This window comes from Cellulophaga sp. 3_MG-2023, from assembly GCF_030546975.1.
Taxonomy (GTDB): Bacteria; Bacteroidota; Bacteroidia; order Flavobacteriales; family Flavobacteriaceae; genus Cellulophaga.
This window is the reverse complement of record NZ_JAUOPS010000002.1, coordinates 13,934-34,125: the sequence shown is the minus strand read 5'-3', so window position 1 is coordinate 34,125 and position 20,192 is coordinate 13,934. Positions and strand designations below refer to the sequence as shown.

Below are 20,192 nucleotides of genomic sequence, written 5' to 3'. Positions count from 1 at the left end.
TAGTTTTAGGTTATTCTTTGTTTTCAGAAGCAGTCTTCATCTTTTTGTAACCTGTGTAAGCAAGCAATGCACCATTAGCAATACAAATAATACCAAGTATTTTTTGCTGTAGCGTAAGTAATGCAATACCACCTATTACGCCGCAAATACCAAATGTTGCTAGTTGTTTGCCCTTATGATGTTGTTTGTTGTTCATTTTTATGTATTTGTGCTACTCGTATGTATCTGGTTCTATATGTATTAAAACATATTCTAGATTTGGAATCTCAGTCATAAGATAATCTTTTAGTTTGTGAGATATATCATGGCCTTCTTTTACTGTAATTTTTCCGTCTACAATGGCGTGTAAATCTATATGAAACTTCATACCTGCTTTACGTATAAAACATTTTTCGGTATCTAAAACACCATCAACCTGTATAGATTTGTTTCTTATTTCATCAATTAAATCATCATACAATTGCTCGTCCATAACCTCGCCAAGTGCAGGTCTTAAAATTAAATAGCTATTATATAATATAAAACCGGAGGCAAGTAGAGCAGCCCAATCATCTGCGGTTTCATATCCTTTACCACAAACAAGTGCAATAGAGATACCAATAAAGGCCATTACAGATGTTATTGCATCGCTTCTGTGGTGCCAAGCATCTGCTTTTAAAGAGGAGCTATGTATTTCCTTACTTTTTTTTAAAACTATACGGTATAGGGTTTCTTTCCAGATAATAATAACTCCTAAAACTATAAGCGTCCAGGCTTTGGGTATTTTGTGCGGTGTTTGTATGTTTTGTATGCTTTCATAAGCAATTATTGTGGCAGATGTAACTAAAAAAGCAACAACCAAAAAGGTAATTAGGGGTTCTATTTTTCCGTGTCCGTATGGGTGATTTTTATCTGCAGGGCGTTTTGCGTATTTAAAACCAACTAGAACAAGTAAAGAAGAAAAAACATCTGTAGTAGATTCTATTGCGTCTGCAATAAGAGCGTAAGAATTACCAAAAAAGCCAGCAAGCCCTTTAATAATAGCCAAGCAAAGGTTGCCTATTATACTAAAATAGGTTGTTTTAATGGCGGTGTCTTCAACATTCATAGTTGTAGGCCTTTGTAAGTTGTTTTTATACGGCGCGTTGTACTACTTCAAACACCTTATTGTCATCGCACTTTAAAGTTTTAGATGGGTATTTTAATATAAGTGCATAGTCGTGTGTTGCCATTAAAATTGTGCGTCCGGTTTTGTTTATATCTTGCAACACTTTCATAACCTCTACACTAGTTTGTGGGTCTAAGTTTCCTGTAGGTTCATCGGCTAAAATAAGTTCAGGGTCGTTAAGTAAAGCACGTGCAATTGCAATACGCTGTTGCTCTCCTCCAGAAAGCTCATGCGGAAATTTAAATCCTTTTGTTTTCATACCAACCTTGTCTAAAACTTCTTCAATTTTAGTATCCATTTTGGTGCGGTCTTTCCAACCTGTAGCTTTTAAAACAAAAAGTAAATTGTTATTTATAGTACGGTCTGGTAATAATTTAAAATCCTGAAAAACAATACCAAGTTTACGGCGTAAAAACGGAATGTCTTTTTCTTGCATTGTTTTTAAATCTATATCTACAATAGTACCGCTACCTTCTTTTAATGCTAAGTCACCATAAAGGGTTTTCATAAAACTACTTTTTCCACTTCCTGTTTTTCCTATAAGGTAAACAAACTCGCCCTTTTTTATCTCTAAAGAGATGTTATTAAGCACAAGGCTGTCTTTTTGAAAAACGGAAACGTCTTTAAGTTCTAAAATAGTGTCTTGCATAAATTTTGAGGTAAATAAATTTACTGGTATTATTGTTGATATAAAAGTAATAAGTTTAAGGGTAAAAGTAATGCGCTTTGGTAAAAAATATTTTTCTTAGTTTTAATATACTTTTAGCCATTTTAAACGTTATATAATTTAACAAAGGTATATCACTATAAGACCTTGTCTATATGAAAATGAAAAAAATTGCAATACTCCTATGTTTTATGGGGATGTCTATCTATGGATATTCGCAAAAAACAGAAATTTACACACACAAGAATAAAGATTACGTAAAAGCACTGTCTTTGTACAACGACAAGCAGTACCAAGCGTCACAAGCCGTTTTTAAAGAAGTGGCAAAAAGCACCAATGATTACGAGACAAAAGCCAATAGTCATTACTACATTGCTACGGCTGCAATACGTCTTAATCAGCTTGGTGCAGATAAACTTATGGAGAAGTTTGTGGCAGACTACCCAACGTCTACCAAAAGAAATACAGCTTATTTAGATGTGGCAGATTATTATTTTGAAACGGGTAAGTATCCGCACGCTTTAAAATGGTATGCTAAAGTAGACCAATCTTCTATGTCTAGGAAAGACAAAGAACGATTTGAGTTTAACAACGGATACGCTCTTTTTTCATCTAAAAAATACAAAGACGCAGAACGTTATTTAAATCGTGTTACCAACTCGGCAACCTACGGTTCTCAAGCAAAATATTACTTAGGTTATATTGCTTATGAGCAAGATAATTACCAAGAGGCAAATGAGCGTTTTGACCAGATTACAGATCAGGACGAGTTAAAAGAAAAACTATCATACTACCAAGCAGATATGAATTTTAAACTTGGTAATTTTGAAAAAGCTATAGCACTTGCCAAAGAACAGTTGCCAAAAGCAGATAGGAATGAGGTATCAGAATTAAATAAAATAATAGGTGAAAGTTACTTTAACCTAAAACAATACAATAATGCTATACCTTATTTAACAGAGTACAAAGGTAAACGTGGTAAGTGGAGTAATACAGATTATTATTTGCTTGGTTACAGTTACTATAAGCAAGGAGATTACGCAAATGGTATAGACCAGTTTAATAATATTATAGATGGAGATAACAGTGTGTCTCAAAACGCATATTACCATTTAGCAGAATGTTATTTAAAACTAGATAAAAAACAAGAAGCTTTAAATGCATTTAAAAATGCATCTCAGATGGATTATTCTGAGCAAATTAAAAAAGATGCTTATTTAAACTATGCCAGACTTAGTTATGAAATTGGTAATGCATACGAGCCTGTGCCAGCAGTACTAACTAAATATTTAGAAAACTACCCAGATAGTGAGCACGCTAAAGAAATTCAAGAGCTTTTAGTAGATTCTTACATTACATCTAAAAATTACAAAGGTGCTTTGGAGTTGCTAGAGAAGAATAAAAATTACGCTAGTAAAGAAACGTACCAAAAGGTTGCTTTTTACAGAGGCGTAGAATTGTTTTTAGAGCAAGATTACAATACTGCTTTAGATGCGTTTAATTTGTCTTTAGATAATGCCGAAGAACCAAAATTTAAAGCCAGAGCAAATTTCTGGAAAGCAGAATCACTTTATTTACTAAACAAGTTTGATGATGCCTTGGTATCGTTTGTAGCTTTTCAACAGAATCCAATGTCTGTTTCTACAGAAGAAAATAAGGAGTTAGATTACAATTTAGCATATACTTATTTTAAACTGAATGATTACGTAAATGCAACATCATATTATAAAAAATATACAGATAGCAAACCAGAAGACGAGGCTAAGTTAAACGATGCTTATTTACGTTTGGGAGATTGCTACTTTGTAACTAGCAAGTATTGGCCGGCTATTGAAACGTATAATATCGCTTTAAAAAACAGAGGCGGACAAAAAGATTATGCCGCTTACCAAAGAGCTCTAAGTTATGGTTTTGTTGGTAAGAGTGATACTAAAATTAGTGAACTAAAAAGCTTTGTAACAAAGTATAACAAATCTACTTTAAAGGATGATGCTTTGTATGAGTTAGGAAACACATACATTAAATTAGGTAAGGAAGATTTAGGTTTACAAGCATATAATAAATTAATTAGCGACTATAAAGGAAGTAGTTTAGTGCCAAGAGCATTACTACGCCAAGGTTTAGTGCACTATAACGCAAGTAGAAATGAAAAAGCCTTAGCTAAATTTAAAACAGTTGTGCGTGACCACGCCAAAACACAAGAGGCAATACAAGCTGTAGCAACAGCAAAACTAGTTTATGTAGATCTTGGTAGGGTAGATGAATATGCAAACTGGGTTAGAGATTTAGATTTTGTAGAAGTTACAGATTCCGAATTAGATAATGCTACCTATGATTCTGCTGAAAAACAATTTATAGAAAATAAAACAGATGCGGCTATTAGAGGCTATGAGAATTACATTAAAGAATTTCCTAACGGTTCTCATATTTTAGACGCAAACTTTAAACTAGCGCAATTGTATTTTGGCAAAGGGCAAAAAGCAAATGCATTACCACATTATAAATACGTTGCAGACCAAGGAGCTGCAGAATTTACAGAGCAGGCAATAGCGCGTGTATGTGAAATTTATATAGGAGATAATAAATACACAGATGCTTTTCCTTACTTAGAGAAACTAGAGCAAACAGCAAATATTAAACAAAATGTAACCTTTGCACAGTCTAACTTAATGAAAGGTTATTACAACCAAAAGAACTATAGCAAAACTATTGCTTATGCAGAAAAAGTGTTAGCTACAGAGAGTATAGATAACCGTATTAAAAGTGATGCTCATATTATGATAGCGCGTTCTGCTATTAAAACCAACGATGAGGTTAAAGCAAAAGAAGCATATGCTACGGTACAAAAAATAGCAACAGGAGAAAGAGGTGCAGAGGCTTGGTATTACAATGCGTACTTTAAAAACAAGGAGCAAGACTATGAAGCTTCTTCTGCATCAGTGCAAACATTGGTTAAAGATTTTTCGGGATATAAAGAATGGGCAGGAAAAGGCTTGTTAGTTATGGCTAAAAATTACGATGCATTGGGAGATGCGTACCAAGCAAATTATATTTTAGAAAATATTATAAAAAACTTTAGCAGTTACCCAGACATAGTTGCAGAGGCACAAACAGAACAGCGACTTATTAAAACCAAGGAAGCACGTAGCAACTCTTCTATAAGTCCAGATGGAAACTAAAAAAAAGGCAACTAATATTAAGAACACACTATGCAAAAGTATATCTATATAACTATAACTTTATTTTTAGGATTGGCACCAATTGCCTTTGCACAAGATAAAGACAAGGATAAAGAAGAGAAAGATTTAGGAACAGAGACTGTAACGGTAGTAAAAGCATACAAGCCAACTATTGCAGATGCTTTTAAACTAAAATCTACACCTGTTATTAATGGGGCGGTAGAATTAAAGAAAAAGCCAATTAATTATAGTATTTTTTCTGTGCCTGTAGCTTCTACATTTACACCAGCAAAGGGTAAAGCCACTGCTGTAAAAAAGAAAAAACCAGAGGAGTTATTTAATTCTTATGCTTCTTTAGGTTTGGGAAATTACAACAATGCTTTGGTAGATTTTTATACAAGTAGACCTATTAACAGAAACGAAACTTTAGATATAGGGTTAAACCATCATTCTTCTCGTGGAGATATAGAAGAAGCTCCTGTAGATAATGTTTTTTACGATACTAAAGTAAAAGGTATTTATACAAGAAGAGAAAGAGATTTAGAATGGAATGCCAATTTAGCTTTACAACATAAGTTATACAGTTGGTATGGTGTTACAGAAGATGCTTTGGGTACAATACCAGAAAGTCTTATAGATGAAAAACAACATTATTTTGATGCAGAACTTGGAGGAGAGCTTAAGATGGAAGATTACCTAATTAAAGGTGGTGATGTATTGTTAAGACGTTTTTGGGATGCAACAGAATCCGGAGAAAATAGAGCGGTTATTAATGCAGCTGTAGAAGTGCCAATTTCTAATGAGTTAATTAACTTTAATGTAAAGCTAGATTACCTTGGTGGTAAATTTAAAAATGCTAGTTTAAATAACACAGATAATACTGGCGAAATTAAATTTGGTCAGGTACAGTTTGGTGTAAACCCTAGCTTGGTTATATTAAGAGATGACCTTACTTTAAATTTAGGAGCTAATGTAGTATATGGTTTAGATACAGAGGCTAGCGATAGTAACTTGTATATTTACCCTGCAGTAACAGCATCGTATAGATTGTCTGGAGAAACAGCAATTGCATATGGCGGTATAGAGGGAGATTTACATCAAAATTCTTATCACGATTTTGTAGATGAGAATCCATTTGTATCACCAACACTTACAATTTTACCAACCGATAGTCAGTACAATGCCTATGCAGGTTTAAAAGGGCAATTATTAACTAATTTAGGTTACAATGTAAAGGCATCTTATACGGCAGAAAATAATAGAGCTTTATATAAGTTAAATCCAGAAAATGCTTTTAGAGCAGATGAAGATAAAGATTATCATTTAGGGAATACATTTGATATTTTTTATGATGATATAAAAACATTTTCATTCTTTGGAGAATTAAATGTAGATGTAAACAGAAACTTTGCTTTAGGTATAAATGCTGAGGTTTTTAGCTACACAACAGAAACAGACAATCCTGCTTGGAACTTGCCAAAAGTAAAGGGGTCTTTATTTTTGGATTATCAAATTAATGAAAAATGGTTTATGGGAGCTAACTTATTCTTTGTAGGTGAAAGAGAAGATTTAGGTTCTGTTGCGGCAACTGGTACACAACCACAAGATTTTGTGTCTACAGTAGTAACTTTAGATAGTTATTTTGATGCTAATGCGCACGTGGGTTACCGTTTAGATGAGAAATTATCACTTTTTATAAAAACAGCAAACATAGCAAATAACAACTACCAACGTTGGGCAAATTATCCAGTTCAGGGCTTCCAAGTACTTGCAGGGGCAACTTATAAATTTAACTGGTAATAAAAACACATATTTAAACGTTATTAAGTTTCACTTTATGTAAATGATTCATAAATAATTAATGAACCATTTAAAACTTTATAATGAATTTATCAGAACAATTAGTACTGTGTAAAAAATGTGAAAAAAGAAAATTTGATCCCAATACAGGAATAAATTGTTCTTTAACTGGTAGAAAACCAACTTTTGAAGACAATTGTAATACTTTTGTGTTAGATGCCAATGAAGCTGAAAAAATAGCAGCAAAAGATAAGGTATCTACATATGTAAAAGAGGATTCTAAAGAAAGTATGTGGTGGGTTTTAGGTGTAGTTTTAATAGTAATTAAAATTATATGGAGATTTAGTAGAGATTAATTAAATGTTGTATAATAATTTAAGCAAAGCATTAAACTGGAAACTTATAGATGCTCTATTTGAAAAGCAAATAGAGCAGTCCTTAGATATTCAATTTGGTTACAATCAAATTAAAAAAGTTTTATTGCGGCGTAATTTCCCAATTTTAAATATAGATGAACACAAGCTATATTTAGAGTTTAAAGATTGGTTGGTAGAGGTTTTAAAAAGAGAACCTATACCTAAAGACATTAAGTCAATCTATTTTGGACTTGCTGATTTATCATTTCCACAATTTGATAATGGAAAAATTAAAACTACAATTTACATAGCAGGTTCTAAAAATAAACCAGATGAAGATTTAGATTGGAATTCTGATACAAAATATCTACCAAAAAGGCGCTACTTGTTACTAAGCAATTTTGAGGAATTAGATGTGTTTATAGAAAAGCACAAATTAAGTGAAAAGTATAAATTTTTGGTGTTTAACGGACTGTTAAATCTACTTGCTCTAAAAGCAATGCAAGAGTTAAAAGATGATTTGCTTACGTGTAAAATAAGGAAATACTTGTTTGTAGAATCAATTATAACAAGAGATGAACTTTTCTTTGGTACAGGTTATGATTCTGGTACTACATATATTCTTGGTATGTTAAGCAAATAATGCCATACTTATGGTGTTCGTTTTTATTAATTTATTTTAAATCTTATTATTTCGTTATTTTTGAAAAAACTCAAAAACTAATGAAAAAATTAACACTTGTATTACTGCTGGTAATTGCGGCTTGTAATCCTAAAAAAGAAAAGGTAGACTATATTGTTACCAATGCAAATGTTTATACGGTAGATTCTACGTTTGCAAAAGCACAAGCTTTTGCTGTAAAAGATGATTTATTTGTAGCTGTTGGTACTGCAGAAGAAATTGCAGAAAAGTATGCATCAGACAAAACAATAGACGCCGGTGGTAAAACAATTACTCCGGGTTTAATAGACGCGCATTGTCATTTTTTTGGATTAGGGATGAACCAGCAAGTGGTAGATTTAATTGATACCAAAAGTTTTGATGAGGTTGTAGAGCGTGTTTCTGCTTTTCAAAAAACTAATACCAAAACATTTATAAGAGGTAGAGGTTGGGACCAAAATGATTGGGAAGTAAAAGAATTTCCAACAAAAGAGGCTTTAGATTCTCTTTTTCCTTCAATTCCTGTTGTATTGGAACGTGTAGATGGCCACGCATACATTGTAAATCAATATGCATTAGACCTTGCTAAAATTACAAAAGACACTAAAATTAGTGGTGGTGAAATTGTAAAGGTTAATAATGAACTTACAGGTGTTTTGGTAGATAATCCAATGGTTTTAATAGATGATGTTTTGCCCAAACCAAGTATAGCAACTCAAGCACAAGCATTAAAAGATGCAGAAAAAATATGTGTAGATTATGGGTTAACAACGGTTAATGATGCAGGTTTAGATAAGCAAACTATAGAAATTATAGACAGCTTGCAGCAAAACGGAGAAATGGATATCCGTGTTTATGCTATGATAAGTGCAAACAAAGAAAATTTAGATTATTACTTAACTAAAGGGATTGTAAAAACAGACGGATTAAATGTTCGTTCTGTAAAAGTGTATGGAGACGGTGCACTAGGTTCTAGAGGCGCGGCTTTAAAAGAAGAGTACTCGGACAAGCACAATCATTATGGTGCTATGGTTACTCCTGTAGAAAAAATAAATAGTCTTGCTAAAAGAATTGCAAAAACCGACTATCAAATGAATACGCATGCTATTGGAGATTCTGCTAATGTAGCGGTTTTACGAGCTTATAAATCGGCATTAAAAAATACAAAAGACAGACGTTGGAAAGTAGAACACGCACAGGTTATTGCGCCAAAAGATTTTGATTATTTTAAACTAGGAATTATACCATCTGTGCAGCCAACACATGCAACTAGTGATATGTACTGGGCAAAAGACAGGCTGGGAGAAGAGCGTGTAAAAGGTGCTTATGCATTTAAAAAATTATTAGATATAGCTGGTGTTGTTGCTTTAGGAACAGATTTCCCGGTAGAACGTGTAAGTCCGTTTTTAACGTTTTATGCAGCTGTTGCCAGAAAAGACACTAAAAATTATCCAGAAGGTGGTTTTCAAATGGAAAACGCTTTGTCTAGAGAAGAGACATTAAAAGGGATGACAATTTGGGCTGCTTATTCTAATTTTGAAGAAAATGAAAAAGGAAGTATTGAGCCAGGTAAAAAAGCAGATTTTGTAATTTTAAGTGATAATATTATGGAGGTTGAAGCTTCTAATATTCCAACCATAACAGCAGAACAAGTTTTTATAGGAGGTAAGAAAGTAAAATAGTTATAGAAAAACTTAAAAGCCAAAAATAAACCCGAAGCTATATGTAGCTTCGGGTTTTATATTTAAAGCGTACTGCTAATTAAATAGAAAAAGGTACAGAAACTATAGTAGTTCCCCAACCCATTACCATATCAGTATCTGTAAAAGTAATAGAAAAAGCTTCTATAGCGTCTTTGCTTTTAGATACATTACCTGTAACTCTAATAACGTCAGCATCTTTCTCATAAGAGTAAGCACCCCATTGGTTTAAGTTTTTGTTTAAAATTACAGTCCATTCTTTTTCTCCAGGTACAGAGAATAAAGAGTAAGTACCAGCTTTTACTGTTTTACCTCCAAATTTTGTATCTGCGTAAAAAGTAACTTCTGCAGCCTCATTGGCGCCAGTTCTCCATACTTTTCCTGCAGGAGCCAAATCTTTTACTAATCTTCCTTTTAATTGAGGGCGACTATAAACAACACGTATGTTCTTTTTTGAAATTTTGTAGCTAGATGGTTGAGAGGCAATGTCGGCCGGACTTTTATCTAAGCCAGGAAATTTTTGAGCAGTTGCGTTAGTAGTAAATACCATAGTTAATACAAGTGCTGATAATGCAATTAATCTTTTCATAAATGTTTGTTTTTTGTGTTTTTCAAATTTAGCGACATTTTCGCAGTAATGAATTATATGGTCGCTAAAATTATGCCAACTTACAAAATGATTGTTTTTTTTATTGCAATACTCTTTATGCCTATTAAATAACTTGTAATACGGTTTAAAATGTTTCAAATTGAAATCAATATAAGCGTATGTGTTTTTAAATTGAAACCTTTAATTCATCTTTGTAATCAAATTGATATAAAGATTAATAATATGTGTGGAATAGTTTGTGCATTTGATGTAAAGGAAAGCACTGAGGCTTTAAGACCTCAGTTGTTAGAGATGTCTAAAAAAATTAGACATAGAGGTCCAGACTGGAGTGGTATATACGCAGACGATAAAGCTATTTTAGCACACGAGCGTTTGGCAATTGTAGATCCGGCTTCTGGTAAACAACCATTATTAAGTCCTAATGGTAAATTAATATTAGCTGCCAATGGAGAAATATATAATCACAGAGAATTACGTAAGCAGTTTAAAGATACATATGATTTTCAGACAGAATCTGATTGCGAGGTTATTTTGGCTTTGTATCAAGAAAAGGGAGTCGATTTTTTAGATGAGTTAAATGGTATTTTTGGTTTCACTATTTATGATGCCGATAAAGATGAATATTTTGTTGCTCGTGACCATATGGGAATTATTCCTTTGTATATGGGTTGGGATAAAAACGGTACGTTCTATGTTGCATCAGAATTAAAAGCATTAGAAGGTACTTGTACAAAAATAGAATTATTTCCTCCTGGTCATTATTTACATAGTAAAGATGGTGAGTTAAAAAAATGGTACTCTCGTGATTGGATGGAGTATGATGCTGTTAAAGAAAACGAAACTAGCATACAAGAAGTAAAAGAAGCTTTAGAAGCAGCGGTTCACAGACAGTTAATGTCTGATGTACCATACGGAGTATTATTGTCTGGTGGTTTAGATTCTTCTGTAACTTCTGCTGTTGCAAAAAAATATGCACAAAAACGTATAGAAAGTGGTGATACAGCAGATGCTTGGTATCCACAACTGCACTCTTTTTCTGTTGGATTAGAAGGATCACCAGATTTGGCTGCTGCAAAAAAAGTAGCAGATCATATTGGTACTGTACACCATGAAATTAAGTTTACAATTCAAGAAGGTTTAGATGCTATTAAAGATGTTATTTATAACATAGAAACGTATGATATTACTACCATTCGTTCTTCTACACCAATGTACTTAATGGCACGTGTTATTAAGTCTATGGGTATAAAAATGGTATTGTCTGGTGAAGGCGCAGATGAGCTATTTGGTGGTTATTTGTATTTTCATAAGGCGCCAAATGCACAAGAGTTTCATGAAGAGACTGTACGTAAATTAGATAAGTTACATATGTACGATTGTTTAAGGGCTAATAAAAGTTTAGCAGCTTGGGGAATTGAAGGTCGTGTACCATTTTTAGATAAAGAATTTATGGATGTTGCTATGCGTATTAACCCTAAAGATAAAATGATTAACGGGGAACGTATGGAGAAATGGGTAGTTCGTAAGGCGTTTGAAGATATGATACCAGAAAGCGTAGCGTGGAGACAAAAAGAACAGTTTTCTGATGGTGTAGGATATAGCTGGATTGATACTTTAAAAGAATTGGTTGAGAAAGAAATAACAGATGAGCAAATTGAAAATGCAGCATTTCGTTTTCCTATTAATACACCATTAAACAAAGAAGAGTATTATTATAGAACTATTTTTGAAGGACATTTTCCTAGTGATGCAGCAGCATTAAGTGTACCGCAAGAGGCAAGTGTAGCTTGTAGTACAGCAACAGCTTTAGAATGGGATGAAGCGTTTAAAAATATGAACGACCCTTCTGGTAGAGCAATAGCTAACGTACATGATGAAGCATATTAAAAAGTAAAATATAACTTGAATTATAGCCTATTCTAGGGTTTTAATTATAATTAGTCTTTTTGGAGCACCAATGTATTGGTGCTCCTTTTCGTTTAAAGCCTTTTAAGAGCATTTTATTTTATTTTATAATTTGTAAAATCTGAGTTTTATATCAAATACATCTTAAAAATCAATTTAAGCGTGTTTAAGCAGTGTTCTCTGTTGCAAAGAAAATGTTAATAACTATTTTAAAACAGTCTTAAAACCGTTTAAAATTAAGAACTCAATATTTTATATTTGTTAGGTTGTATTTTTTATGATGAAATTAAGCACAATAATATATATATAATGAGCGAAGAAGCAAAAAAGAATAATTATTCAGCTGACAGTATTCAGGCCCTAGAGGGTATGGAGCACGTACGTATGCGTCCTTCAATGTATATTGGTGACGTTGGTGTTAGAGGTTTGCACCACTTAGTTTACGAGGTAGTAGATAACTCTATTGATGAGGCAATGGGTGGTCATTGTGATACTATTAGTGTAACAATAAATGAAGATGGTTCTATCACTACCAAAGATAATGGTAGGGGTATACCAGTAGGTCTTCATAAAAAAGAAGGTGTTTCTGCATTACAGGTTGTAATGACTAAAATTGGTGCAGGTGGTAAGTTTGATAAAGATTCATATAAAGTATCTGGTGGTTTGCACGGGGTAGGTGTATCTTGTGTTAACGCATTATCTAACCATCTAAAAGCAACTGTTTTTAGAGAAGGTAAAATATGGGAACAAGAGTATTCTAAAGGTAAAGCTTTATACCCTGTAAAAAGTATAGGTGATACAGATGAAACTGGTACAATAGTTACTTTTTATCCTGATGATACTATTTTTACGCAAACTACTGAGTATAGCTATGAAACGCTTTCTAGTAGAATGCGAGAGTTAGCTTACCTTAACAAAGGTGTAACTATAACAATTACAGATAAAAGAGTTACCGATGAAAAAGGAGAGTTTTTATCAGAAGTTTTCTTTTCTGAAGAAGGTCTTAAAGAATTTATAAAATTCTTAGATGGTAACAGAGAGCAACTTATTCGTGAAGTTGTTTCTATGGAAGGTGAAAAAAATGGTATTCCTGTAGAGGTTGCTATGGTGTATAACACATCGTATTCAGAAAATCTTCACTCTTACGTAAATAACATTAATACACATGAAGGTGGTACACACCTTTCTGGTTTTAGAAGAGGTTTAACATCTACCTTAAAGAAGTATGCAGATGCTTCAGGAATGTTAGAGAAGTTAAAGTTTGAAATTCAAGGTGATGATTTTAGAGAGGGTTTAACTGCAATTGTATCTGTAAAGGTAGCAGAACCACAGTTTGAAGGGCAAACAAAAACTAAATTAGGAAACAGAGAAGTATCTTCTGCAGTAAGTCAGGCGGTATCAGAAATGTTGACTAATTATTTAGAAGAAAATCCGGATGATGCTAAAGTAATTGTGCAGAAAGTTATTTTGGCAGCGCAAGCACGTCATGCAGCTACTAAGGCTCGTGAAATGGTACAGCGTAAAACGGTAATGAGTATAGGTGGCTTACCTGGAAAATTATCAGATTGTTCTGAGCAAGATGCTACAAAATGCGAAGTGTTCCTTGTAGAGGGAGATTCGGCGGGTGGTACTGCTAAGCAAGGTAGAGACAGAAATTTTCAGGCAATATTACCGCTTCGTGGTAAAATCCTAAATGTTGAAAAAGCAATGCAACATAAGGTTTTTGAAAACGAAGAAATTAAAAATATATATACAGCTCTAGGTGTAACTATTGGTACAGAGGAAGATAGTAAAGCACTAAACTTAGAAAAATTAAGATACCATAAAGTAGTTATTATGTGTGATGCCGATGTAGATGGTAGTCACATTGAAACTTTAATTCTTACTTTTTTCTTCCGTTTTATGAGAGAATTAATAGAGGCAGGGCATATTTATATAGCAACACCTCCATTATACTTAGTTAAAAAAGGAACAAAGAAAAGGTATGCTTGGTCAGACAAAGAACGAGATGAAATTGCTGATAGCTTTAATGGTAGCGTAGGTATACAAAGGTATAAAGGTCTTGGGGAGATGAATGCGGAGCAATTGTGGGATACTACAATGAATCCAGATTTTAGAACATTAAGACAAATTACCATTGAAAGTGCTTCAGAATCAGACCGTGTATTCTCAATGTTAATGGGAGATGAAGTACCTCCTAGAAGAGAGTTTATAGAGAAAAATGCCGTTTATGCAAACATTGATGCATAATAAAGTAAGTTTATACAACAAAAACTCGCACCATTGGTGCGAGTTTTTTAGTTTTATAAAAAAAACAATTCTATGAAAAAGTTTAGTTTAGTTATTTTCTTGGCGTTAAGTGCTTATACATCTGCCCAATCTAGCGCAAATGAAGTTTTTGCTGCAGGTGTAGATGATGCAAATAAGTTTATTAATGATTATTTATCACCTGTGTCCGAAGGTATGCTTTATAGTATCTCTGGAGGATGGTATAATACTGCAGACGCAAAACCTTTAGGAGGTTTTGAGATTTCTATTATTGGTAATATGGCGCAGTCTCCAAGTGATAAAAAATCATTTGTATTAAATACAGAGGATTATGAAAATTTACAATTTGTAGATGGTAGTATTTCCAAAGAAGTTTCTTCAGGTTTAGGAGATATAGAAGGTATAAATGTTTTTGTTGAAGATGAAAACGGATTATTTAGAGAAGAATTTGAACTTCCATCTGGTTTAGCATCAGAAAATATAAACTTTGTGCCGTCTGCATTTATACAAGCCAGTGTAGGTTTAATAAAAGGAACAGAAATAAAAGCTAGGTTTTTACCAAAAATAAAGACTGATGATGTAGAAGTAGGTATGTTTGGTGTTGGTCTGCAGCACGATTTTACTAAGCTCTTACCAGCAAATAAAATATTACCTGTTGCAATATCTGGTGTTATTGGGTATACGCATTTAACAGGTATGTATGATTTTACAGACCAAGGTGTAATTGCAGGTGAAAACCAACGATTAGATATGAAAATGAATACCTGGGTTTTTCAGGCAGTTGTGTCTACTAAAATGCCAATAATTAACTTTTATGGTGGTTTAGGATACTTAACGGGTAAATCTACTGTAGATGTGTTAGGTACTTACAGGGTTCAGTCTGGTCCATTTATAGGAGATACCTATACAGATCCTTTTTCTATAAAATCAGATGCTAGTGGTGTTACAGGTAACATTGGTGCAAAGCTAAAGTTAGGATTTTTTAGAATACACGCAGATTACTCTATGGCAAAGTATAACAACTTGTCTTTTGGTGTTAATTTTGGTTTTAGATAGTAAGTAATAATATTAAAAAGAATAAAAAAGCCCTAGATTAGTTTCTAGGGCTTTTTTGGGTAGAAAAACTTTATTATGCTTTATTCTCTAAAGGCCAAAGTTTCTCCGTTTGTTTCTTCTAATATAACGGTAGCAGAAGCATTTTCAGAGGTTCTTTCTGTGCTATTGGCTGCTTCTGTTGTTTTAATCTTTACTTGGTCACTAGGCATATCAGTCTCTGGATACGTAATAGTGTAGGTGTCGCCCTCTATTACCCATCTAAAATCAGTTAAAAAAGCCACGTTGTCATTAGTGTAACTATGAAACCTTCCTTTGTATGCATCGTTAAAAATCCATTCTTGTTTAGAATCTACGCCAGATTCTGATGTTGTTGTTTTAGCCCATATTCCAAGAATAGGATCGTTGTTTTCGGGAATTTCAGAGCAACTAAATATTGTAATGTACACAAAAGTCGCTATGAAAAAATGTAGGGGTTTTTTCATAAGTAGGTATTTTTATTAATTTGGATATTGTTCTAACGCAGTATTTTGTTGTGTATTTCATTATTATCGATGTATAGCACCTTTTTTTGTGGTTTTTCGTTTAAATACATCTTTCTTTAACATTAAACTAAGTTTTAATCATTTTAATACCTATAAAAGAATATTAAAGTTGCTGTATACCTTATTTATAATGTTAAAATTCTTTATTTTTACGGTCAGTAAACAAATCATTAAAAATTAAATAAATATATACTTATGAAAGTAACGGTAGTAGGTGCAGGTGCAGTAGGCGCTAGTTGTGCAGAATACATTGCAATTAAAAATTTTGCATCAGAAGTTGTTGTGTTAGATATTAAAGAAGGATATGCAGAAGGTAAAGCAATGGACTTAATGCAAACAGCATCTTTAAATGGTTTTGATACTAAAATTGTTGGTTCTACTAATGATTACTCTAAAACTGCAGGTTCTAATATTGCTGTTATAACATCTGGTATTCCTCGTAAACCAGGAATGACGAGAGAAGAATTGATTGGTATTAATGCTGGTATTGTAAAAACAGTTTCAGAAAACTTAATTAAGCACTCTCCAGAGGTAATTATAATTGTTGTTAGTAACCCAATGGATACAATGACATATTTAGTACATAAAACTACAGGATTGCCTAAAAACAGAATTATTGGTATGGGTGGTGCTTTAGATAGTGCACGTTTTAAATACAGATTAGCAGAGGCTTTAGAAGCTCCTATTTCTGATGTAGACGGTATGGTTATTGGTGGTCATAGTGATACAGGAATGGTTCCATTAACAGCGCACGCTACTAGAAACAGTGTAAAGGTTTCTGAGTTTTTATCTGAAGAAAGATTAGAGCAAGTTGCTGCAGATACTAAAGTTGGTGGTGCTACATTAACTAAGTTGTTAGGAACAAGTGCTTGGTATGCTCCAGGTGCAGCAGTTTCTGGTTTGGTACAGGCTATTGCTTGTGATCAAAAGAAAATGTTCCCATGTTCTACTTTGTTAGAGGGTGAGTACGGTTTAAATGATCTTTGTATTGGTGTGCCAGTTATTTTAGGTAAAAACGGTATAGAGAAAATAGTAGAGATTGAACTTAGTGATGCTGAAAAAGCAAAAATGCAAGAAAGTGCAGCAGGAGTTTCTAAAACTAACGCACTTTTAGAATTATAATATTTATAAGAAATTGATTAGAATAAGGGTGACAAATTTATTTGTACACCCTTATTCTATATAATATTGTAAATATATTGGCAATTCTTATCTTAAATGATATATTTGCACGCTATATAAAATTACCAATAATAAACAAAAACTAATGTATAATAAAGGACTTATAAAGCTGTTTGCTTTTTTATTTGGGATCGTAAGTATCTATCAATTATCCTATACTTTTATAAGTAGTAAGATTGAAAATGAAGCAGCAACTTATGCAGCTAGCAAAATTTCTGAATCAGAAAATGATTTTGCAAGCAAAAGAGAAGCATTGGAAACTAGATATTTAGACTCTATTGGAGGCGAATCTGTATTTGGTTATACTAGCTATGAAGAAGCTAAAAAGAAAGAATTAAACAAGGGACTTGACCTTAAAGGTGGTATTAATGTAACGCTTCAAATTAAGATAAAAGATATCTTATCTGGTTTAGCAAATAATACTAAAAACCCTGTTTTTCTTAAATCTTTAGAAGATGCTGATGAGGCTTCTAAAAGCAGTGATAAAACATATGTAGATTTATTTTTTGAAGCTTTTGATGCTAATAAGGGTGATTTAAAATATGCTTCTCCGGATATTTTCTTTACAAAATCATTAAGTGAAGAAATAAAATCTATGGAAGCTTCTGATGAAGAAGTGAAATCTATCATTCGTAAAAAAATTGATGAGTCTGTAGAATCTGCTTTTGAAGTATTAAGAGAACGTATAGATGGTTTTGGTGTTACACAACCAAACATACAAAGAGAAGGTACATCTGGTCGTATTTTGGTAGAATTACCAGGAGCAAAAGATAAAGCAAGAGCACAAGAGTTACTTTCTAGTACTGCACAGTTAGAGTTTTGGGAAACGTATCCTAAAAACGATCCTAACGTTATGCAATTTATAAATGCAGCTAATGAAAAGTTAAGATCTTTAGTAGATACAAAAACGGCTACTGCAGAAGATACTGAGTCTAAACCAGAATCTGAAATAGATTCTTTATTATCAGATGTTACTCAGGATTCTTTAGATGTGGCTACACAAATAAATCCTTTAGGAGATTTAATAAAAGGAATTCCTAGTGCAGGTTTTGTTATTGCAGAATTTGCCATAAAAGATACGGCTAAGGTTAATGAGTACCTTAGTATGCCAGAAATTAAAAGATTAATACCAAATGCTATACAGCACGTTAAATTTGCTTGGGAACGTCCTTCTAAGGGTTCTGAGGTTGTTGGCTTATATGCATTAAAAGGTAATAGAGATAATGCTCCTAAAATGAGTGGAGATGTAGTTAGTGCTGCACGTGCTCAGTTTGACCAGTTTAACAGACCAGCAGTTGGTATGGATATGAACGTTAAAGGGGCTAAACAATGGCAAAAATTTACAAGTGAGGTTAACTTAAACCAAACTGGTATTGCTGTAGTTTTAGATAATAGAGTTTATACTGCTCCAGGTTGTTCTGTTGTAGGTGGTATATCTGGTGGTAGTACAGAAATCTCTGGAGATTTTACAATTACAGAAACAAAAGATATTGCAAATGTTCTAAGAGCTGGTAAGTTACCTGCTAGAGCAGATATTATTCAGTCAGAAGTTGTTGGGCCATCATTAGGGCATGAGTCTATTAATAGTGGTTTAATGTCTTTCTTAATTGCAATGGCATTGGTATTAGTTTGGATGGTTTTCTATTACGGTAAAGCCGGTGTAGCTGCAGATATTGCATTGTTATTAAACATCTTATTAATATTTGGTGTGCTTGTAAGTTTAGGTGCTGTATTAACATTACCTGGTATTGCTGGTATTGTATTAACAATAGGTATGTCTGTTGATGCAAACGTACTTATCTTTGAGCGTATAAAAGAAGAGTTAGCAAAAGGTAAAGGTCAGGCTTTAGCTATATCAGATGGTTTTAGTAATGCTTTGTCTTCTATTTTAGATGCAAACATTACAACTGGTCTTACGGCTATTATCTTATTTATATTTGGTTCTGGACCAATTAAAGGTTTTGCTACTACTTTATTAATAGGTATTGCAACATCTTTATTTACAGCAATATTTGTAACTAGATTATTTGTTGAAGGTTATACAGGTAGTAAAGGAAAAGTTTTAGAATTCTGTACAGGATTAACAAGAAACCTTTTCAAGAACTTAAGTATAGATTTCCTTAAGAAAAGAAAGATTGCTTATATCATTTCTGGATTATTAATTATTGTAGCATTATTTTCTTTAACAACTAATGGTTTGCAGCAAGGTGTAGATTTTGTTGGAGGTAGAACTTACCAGGTTCGTTTTGATCAGAATGTGAATACAGCTGAAATTTCTTCAAACCTAAGTGAAGTATTTGGTAGTGGTACTAACGTAAAAACTTTTGGTGAAGATAATCAGATAATGATAACTACTTCATACAAAGTAGACGCAGAGGATATAGCTGTTGATGAAGAAATTCAAGAAAAATTATTTACATCATTACAAAACTTATTGCCAAGTGGTTTAACTCTAGAGGAGTTTAATAATGGTGGTACAGATGATGTGTCTATAGGTATATTAAAATCTAAAAAAGTAGGACCAACTATTGCAGATGATATTAAGAAAAATGCTGTTTGGGCAATTTTAGGATCGTTATTTGTAGTTTTCTTATACATCTTATTCCGTTTCCGTAAATGGCAATTCTCTTTAGGAGCTGTTGTAGCGGTATTCCATGATGTATTAGTAGTATTAGGTGTATTCTCTTTATTAGGTAAGGTGATGCCATTTAATATGGAGATAGATCAAGCATTTATTGCGGCAATATTAACAGTAATTGGTTACTCTTTAAATGATACCGTTGTTGTTTTTGACCGTATTAGAGAAATAGTAAGAGAAAGAGGATGGAGTTCTGGTGATAATGTAGGTTTAGCATTAAACAGTACATTAAGTAGAACGTTAAATACTTCTTTAACAACTTTAGTAGTATTACTTGCTATCTTTATTTTTGGTGGTGAATCTTTAAGAGGGTTTATGTTTGCTATGATAATAGGTGTTATTGTAGGTACGTACTCATCTTTATTTATTGCAACACCAGTTATGTTTGATACTTTAAAGAAAAGAATACAATCAGGTAAAGAAGATGTTGTTGTAGAAGACAAAGAATAATCTTAATCTGTAAAAGATAAAAAAAGCTGCT

15 protein-coding genes are annotated in these 20,192 nt (G+C 32.9%); 10 read left to right on the top strand and 5 right to left on the bottom strand.

What is annotated here, in order from left to right; all coding sequences use genetic code 11:
• Window positions 1-10: 10 nt before the first annotated feature.
• From Q4487_RS04945 to Q4487_RS04935, 3 genes are read right to left on the bottom strand one after another with little or no spacing between them, the layout of a single operon-like run.
• Window positions 11-196 carry a hypothetical protein gene (locus tag Q4487_RS04945; RefSeq protein ID WP_100896602.1) on the bottom strand — a complete coding sequence of 62 codons (186 nt, stop codon included), beginning with the start codon at window positions 194-196 and terminating at the stop codon, window positions 11-13.
• A gap of 15 nt (window positions 197-211) precedes the next feature.
• On the bottom strand, window positions 212-1,087 hold the full coding sequence (locus Q4487_RS04940) for a cation diffusion facilitator family transporter (RefSeq protein ID WP_100896601.1): 876 nt from the start codon (window positions 1,085-1,087) through the stop codon (window positions 212-214).
• A 25-nt stretch (window positions 1,088-1,112) separates the two neighbouring features.
• Complete coding sequence (locus Q4487_RS04935; RefSeq protein ID WP_100896600.1) at window positions 1,113-1,796, bottom strand: cell division ATP-binding protein FtsE; 684 nt, start codon at window positions 1,794-1,796, stop codon at window positions 1,113-1,115.
• Window positions 1,797-1,969: 173 nt separating this feature from the next.
• On the opposite strand from Q4487_RS04935, the gene Q4487_RS04930 reads away from it, so the two are divergent.
• The 5 genes from Q4487_RS04930 (at window position 1,970) to Q4487_RS04910 (ending at window position 9,492) form a co-directional block, all read left to right on the top strand.
• Window positions 1,970-4,993 carry a tetratricopeptide repeat protein gene (locus Q4487_RS04930; protein ID WP_303541229.1) on the top strand — a complete coding sequence of 1,008 codons (3,024 nt, stop codon included), beginning with the start codon at window positions 1,970-1,972 and terminating at the stop codon, window positions 4,991-4,993.
• A 30-nt stretch (window positions 4,994-5,023) separates the two neighbouring features.
• Window positions 5,024-6,793, top strand: coding sequence for a TonB-dependent receptor (locus Q4487_RS04925; RefSeq protein WP_303541231.1), 1,770 nt, complete (start codon window positions 5,024-5,026; stop codon window positions 6,791-6,793).
• 83 nt (window positions 6,794-6,876) lie between these two features.
• Window positions 6,877-7,149, top strand: coding sequence for a hypothetical protein (locus Q4487_RS04920; RefSeq protein WP_303541233.1), 273 nt, complete (start codon window positions 6,877-6,879; stop codon window positions 7,147-7,149).
• 4 nt (window positions 7,150-7,153) lie between these two features.
• Window positions 7,154-7,792, top strand: a complete 639-nt coding sequence (locus Q4487_RS04915; RefSeq protein ID WP_303541235.1) for a hypothetical protein — start codon at window positions 7,154-7,156, stop codon at window positions 7,790-7,792.
• Between the two features lie 80 nt (window positions 7,793-7,872).
• Window positions 7,873-9,492, top strand: coding sequence for an amidohydrolase (locus Q4487_RS04910; protein ID WP_303541236.1), 1,620 nt, complete (start codon window positions 7,873-7,875; stop codon window positions 9,490-9,492).
• A 79-nt stretch (window positions 9,493-9,571) separates the two neighbouring features.
• Here Q4487_RS04910 and Q4487_RS04905 read toward each other — a convergent pair whose 3' ends face one another.
• Window positions 9,572-10,099, bottom strand: coding sequence for a DUF2911 domain-containing protein (locus tag Q4487_RS04905; RefSeq protein ID WP_303541239.1), 528 nt, complete (start codon window positions 10,097-10,099; stop codon window positions 9,572-9,574).
• Window positions 10,100-10,342: 243 nt separating this feature from the next.
• Between Q4487_RS04905 and asnB the strand changes: the two genes are divergently transcribed.
• The 3 genes from asnB (at window position 10,343) to Q4487_RS04890 (ending at window position 15,349) form a co-directional block, all read left to right on the top strand.
• On the top strand, window positions 10,343-12,007 hold the full coding sequence (asnB, locus tag Q4487_RS04900) for an asparagine synthase B (RefSeq protein WP_303541242.1): 1,665 nt from the start codon (window positions 10,343-10,345) through the stop codon (window positions 12,005-12,007).
• A gap of 327 nt (window positions 12,008-12,334) precedes the next feature.
• Window positions 12,335-14,275 (top strand): DNA topoisomerase (ATP-hydrolyzing) subunit B, encoded by a 1,941-nt coding sequence (gene gyrB / locus Q4487_RS04895; protein ID WP_100896592.1) that lies wholly within the window; start codon window positions 12,335-12,337, stop codon window positions 14,273-14,275.
• Between the two features lie 72 nt (window positions 14,276-14,347).
• The gene (locus tag Q4487_RS04890) at window positions 14,348-15,349 is read left to right on the top strand and encodes a DUF6588 family protein (RefSeq protein WP_303541246.1); all 1,002 of its coding nucleotides are present in this window, start codon (window positions 14,348-14,350) and stop codon (window positions 15,347-15,349) included.
• 80 nt (window positions 15,350-15,429) lie between these two features.
• On the opposite strand, the gene Q4487_RS04885 is transcribed toward Q4487_RS04890, so the two are convergent.
• Window positions 15,430-15,831: a hypothetical protein gene (locus Q4487_RS04885; RefSeq protein WP_198519452.1), complete on the bottom strand. Its 402-nt coding sequence runs from the start codon at window positions 15,829-15,831 to the stop codon at window positions 15,430-15,432.
• Between the two features lie 255 nt (window positions 15,832-16,086).
• Here Q4487_RS04885 and Q4487_RS04880 point away from each other — a divergent pair, with 255 nt between their 5' ends.
• On the top strand, window positions 16,087-17,013 hold the full coding sequence (locus Q4487_RS04880; RefSeq protein WP_100896590.1) for a malate dehydrogenase: 927 nt from the start codon (window positions 16,087-16,089) through the stop codon (window positions 17,011-17,013).
• A gap of 145 nt (window positions 17,014-17,158) precedes the next feature.
• Window positions 17,159-20,161 (top strand): protein translocase subunit SecDF, encoded by a 3,003-nt coding sequence (gene secDF, locus Q4487_RS04875; RefSeq protein ID WP_303541251.1) that lies wholly within the window; start codon window positions 17,159-17,161, stop codon window positions 20,159-20,161.
• The last annotated feature ends 31 nt before the right edge of the window (window positions 20,162-20,192 follow it).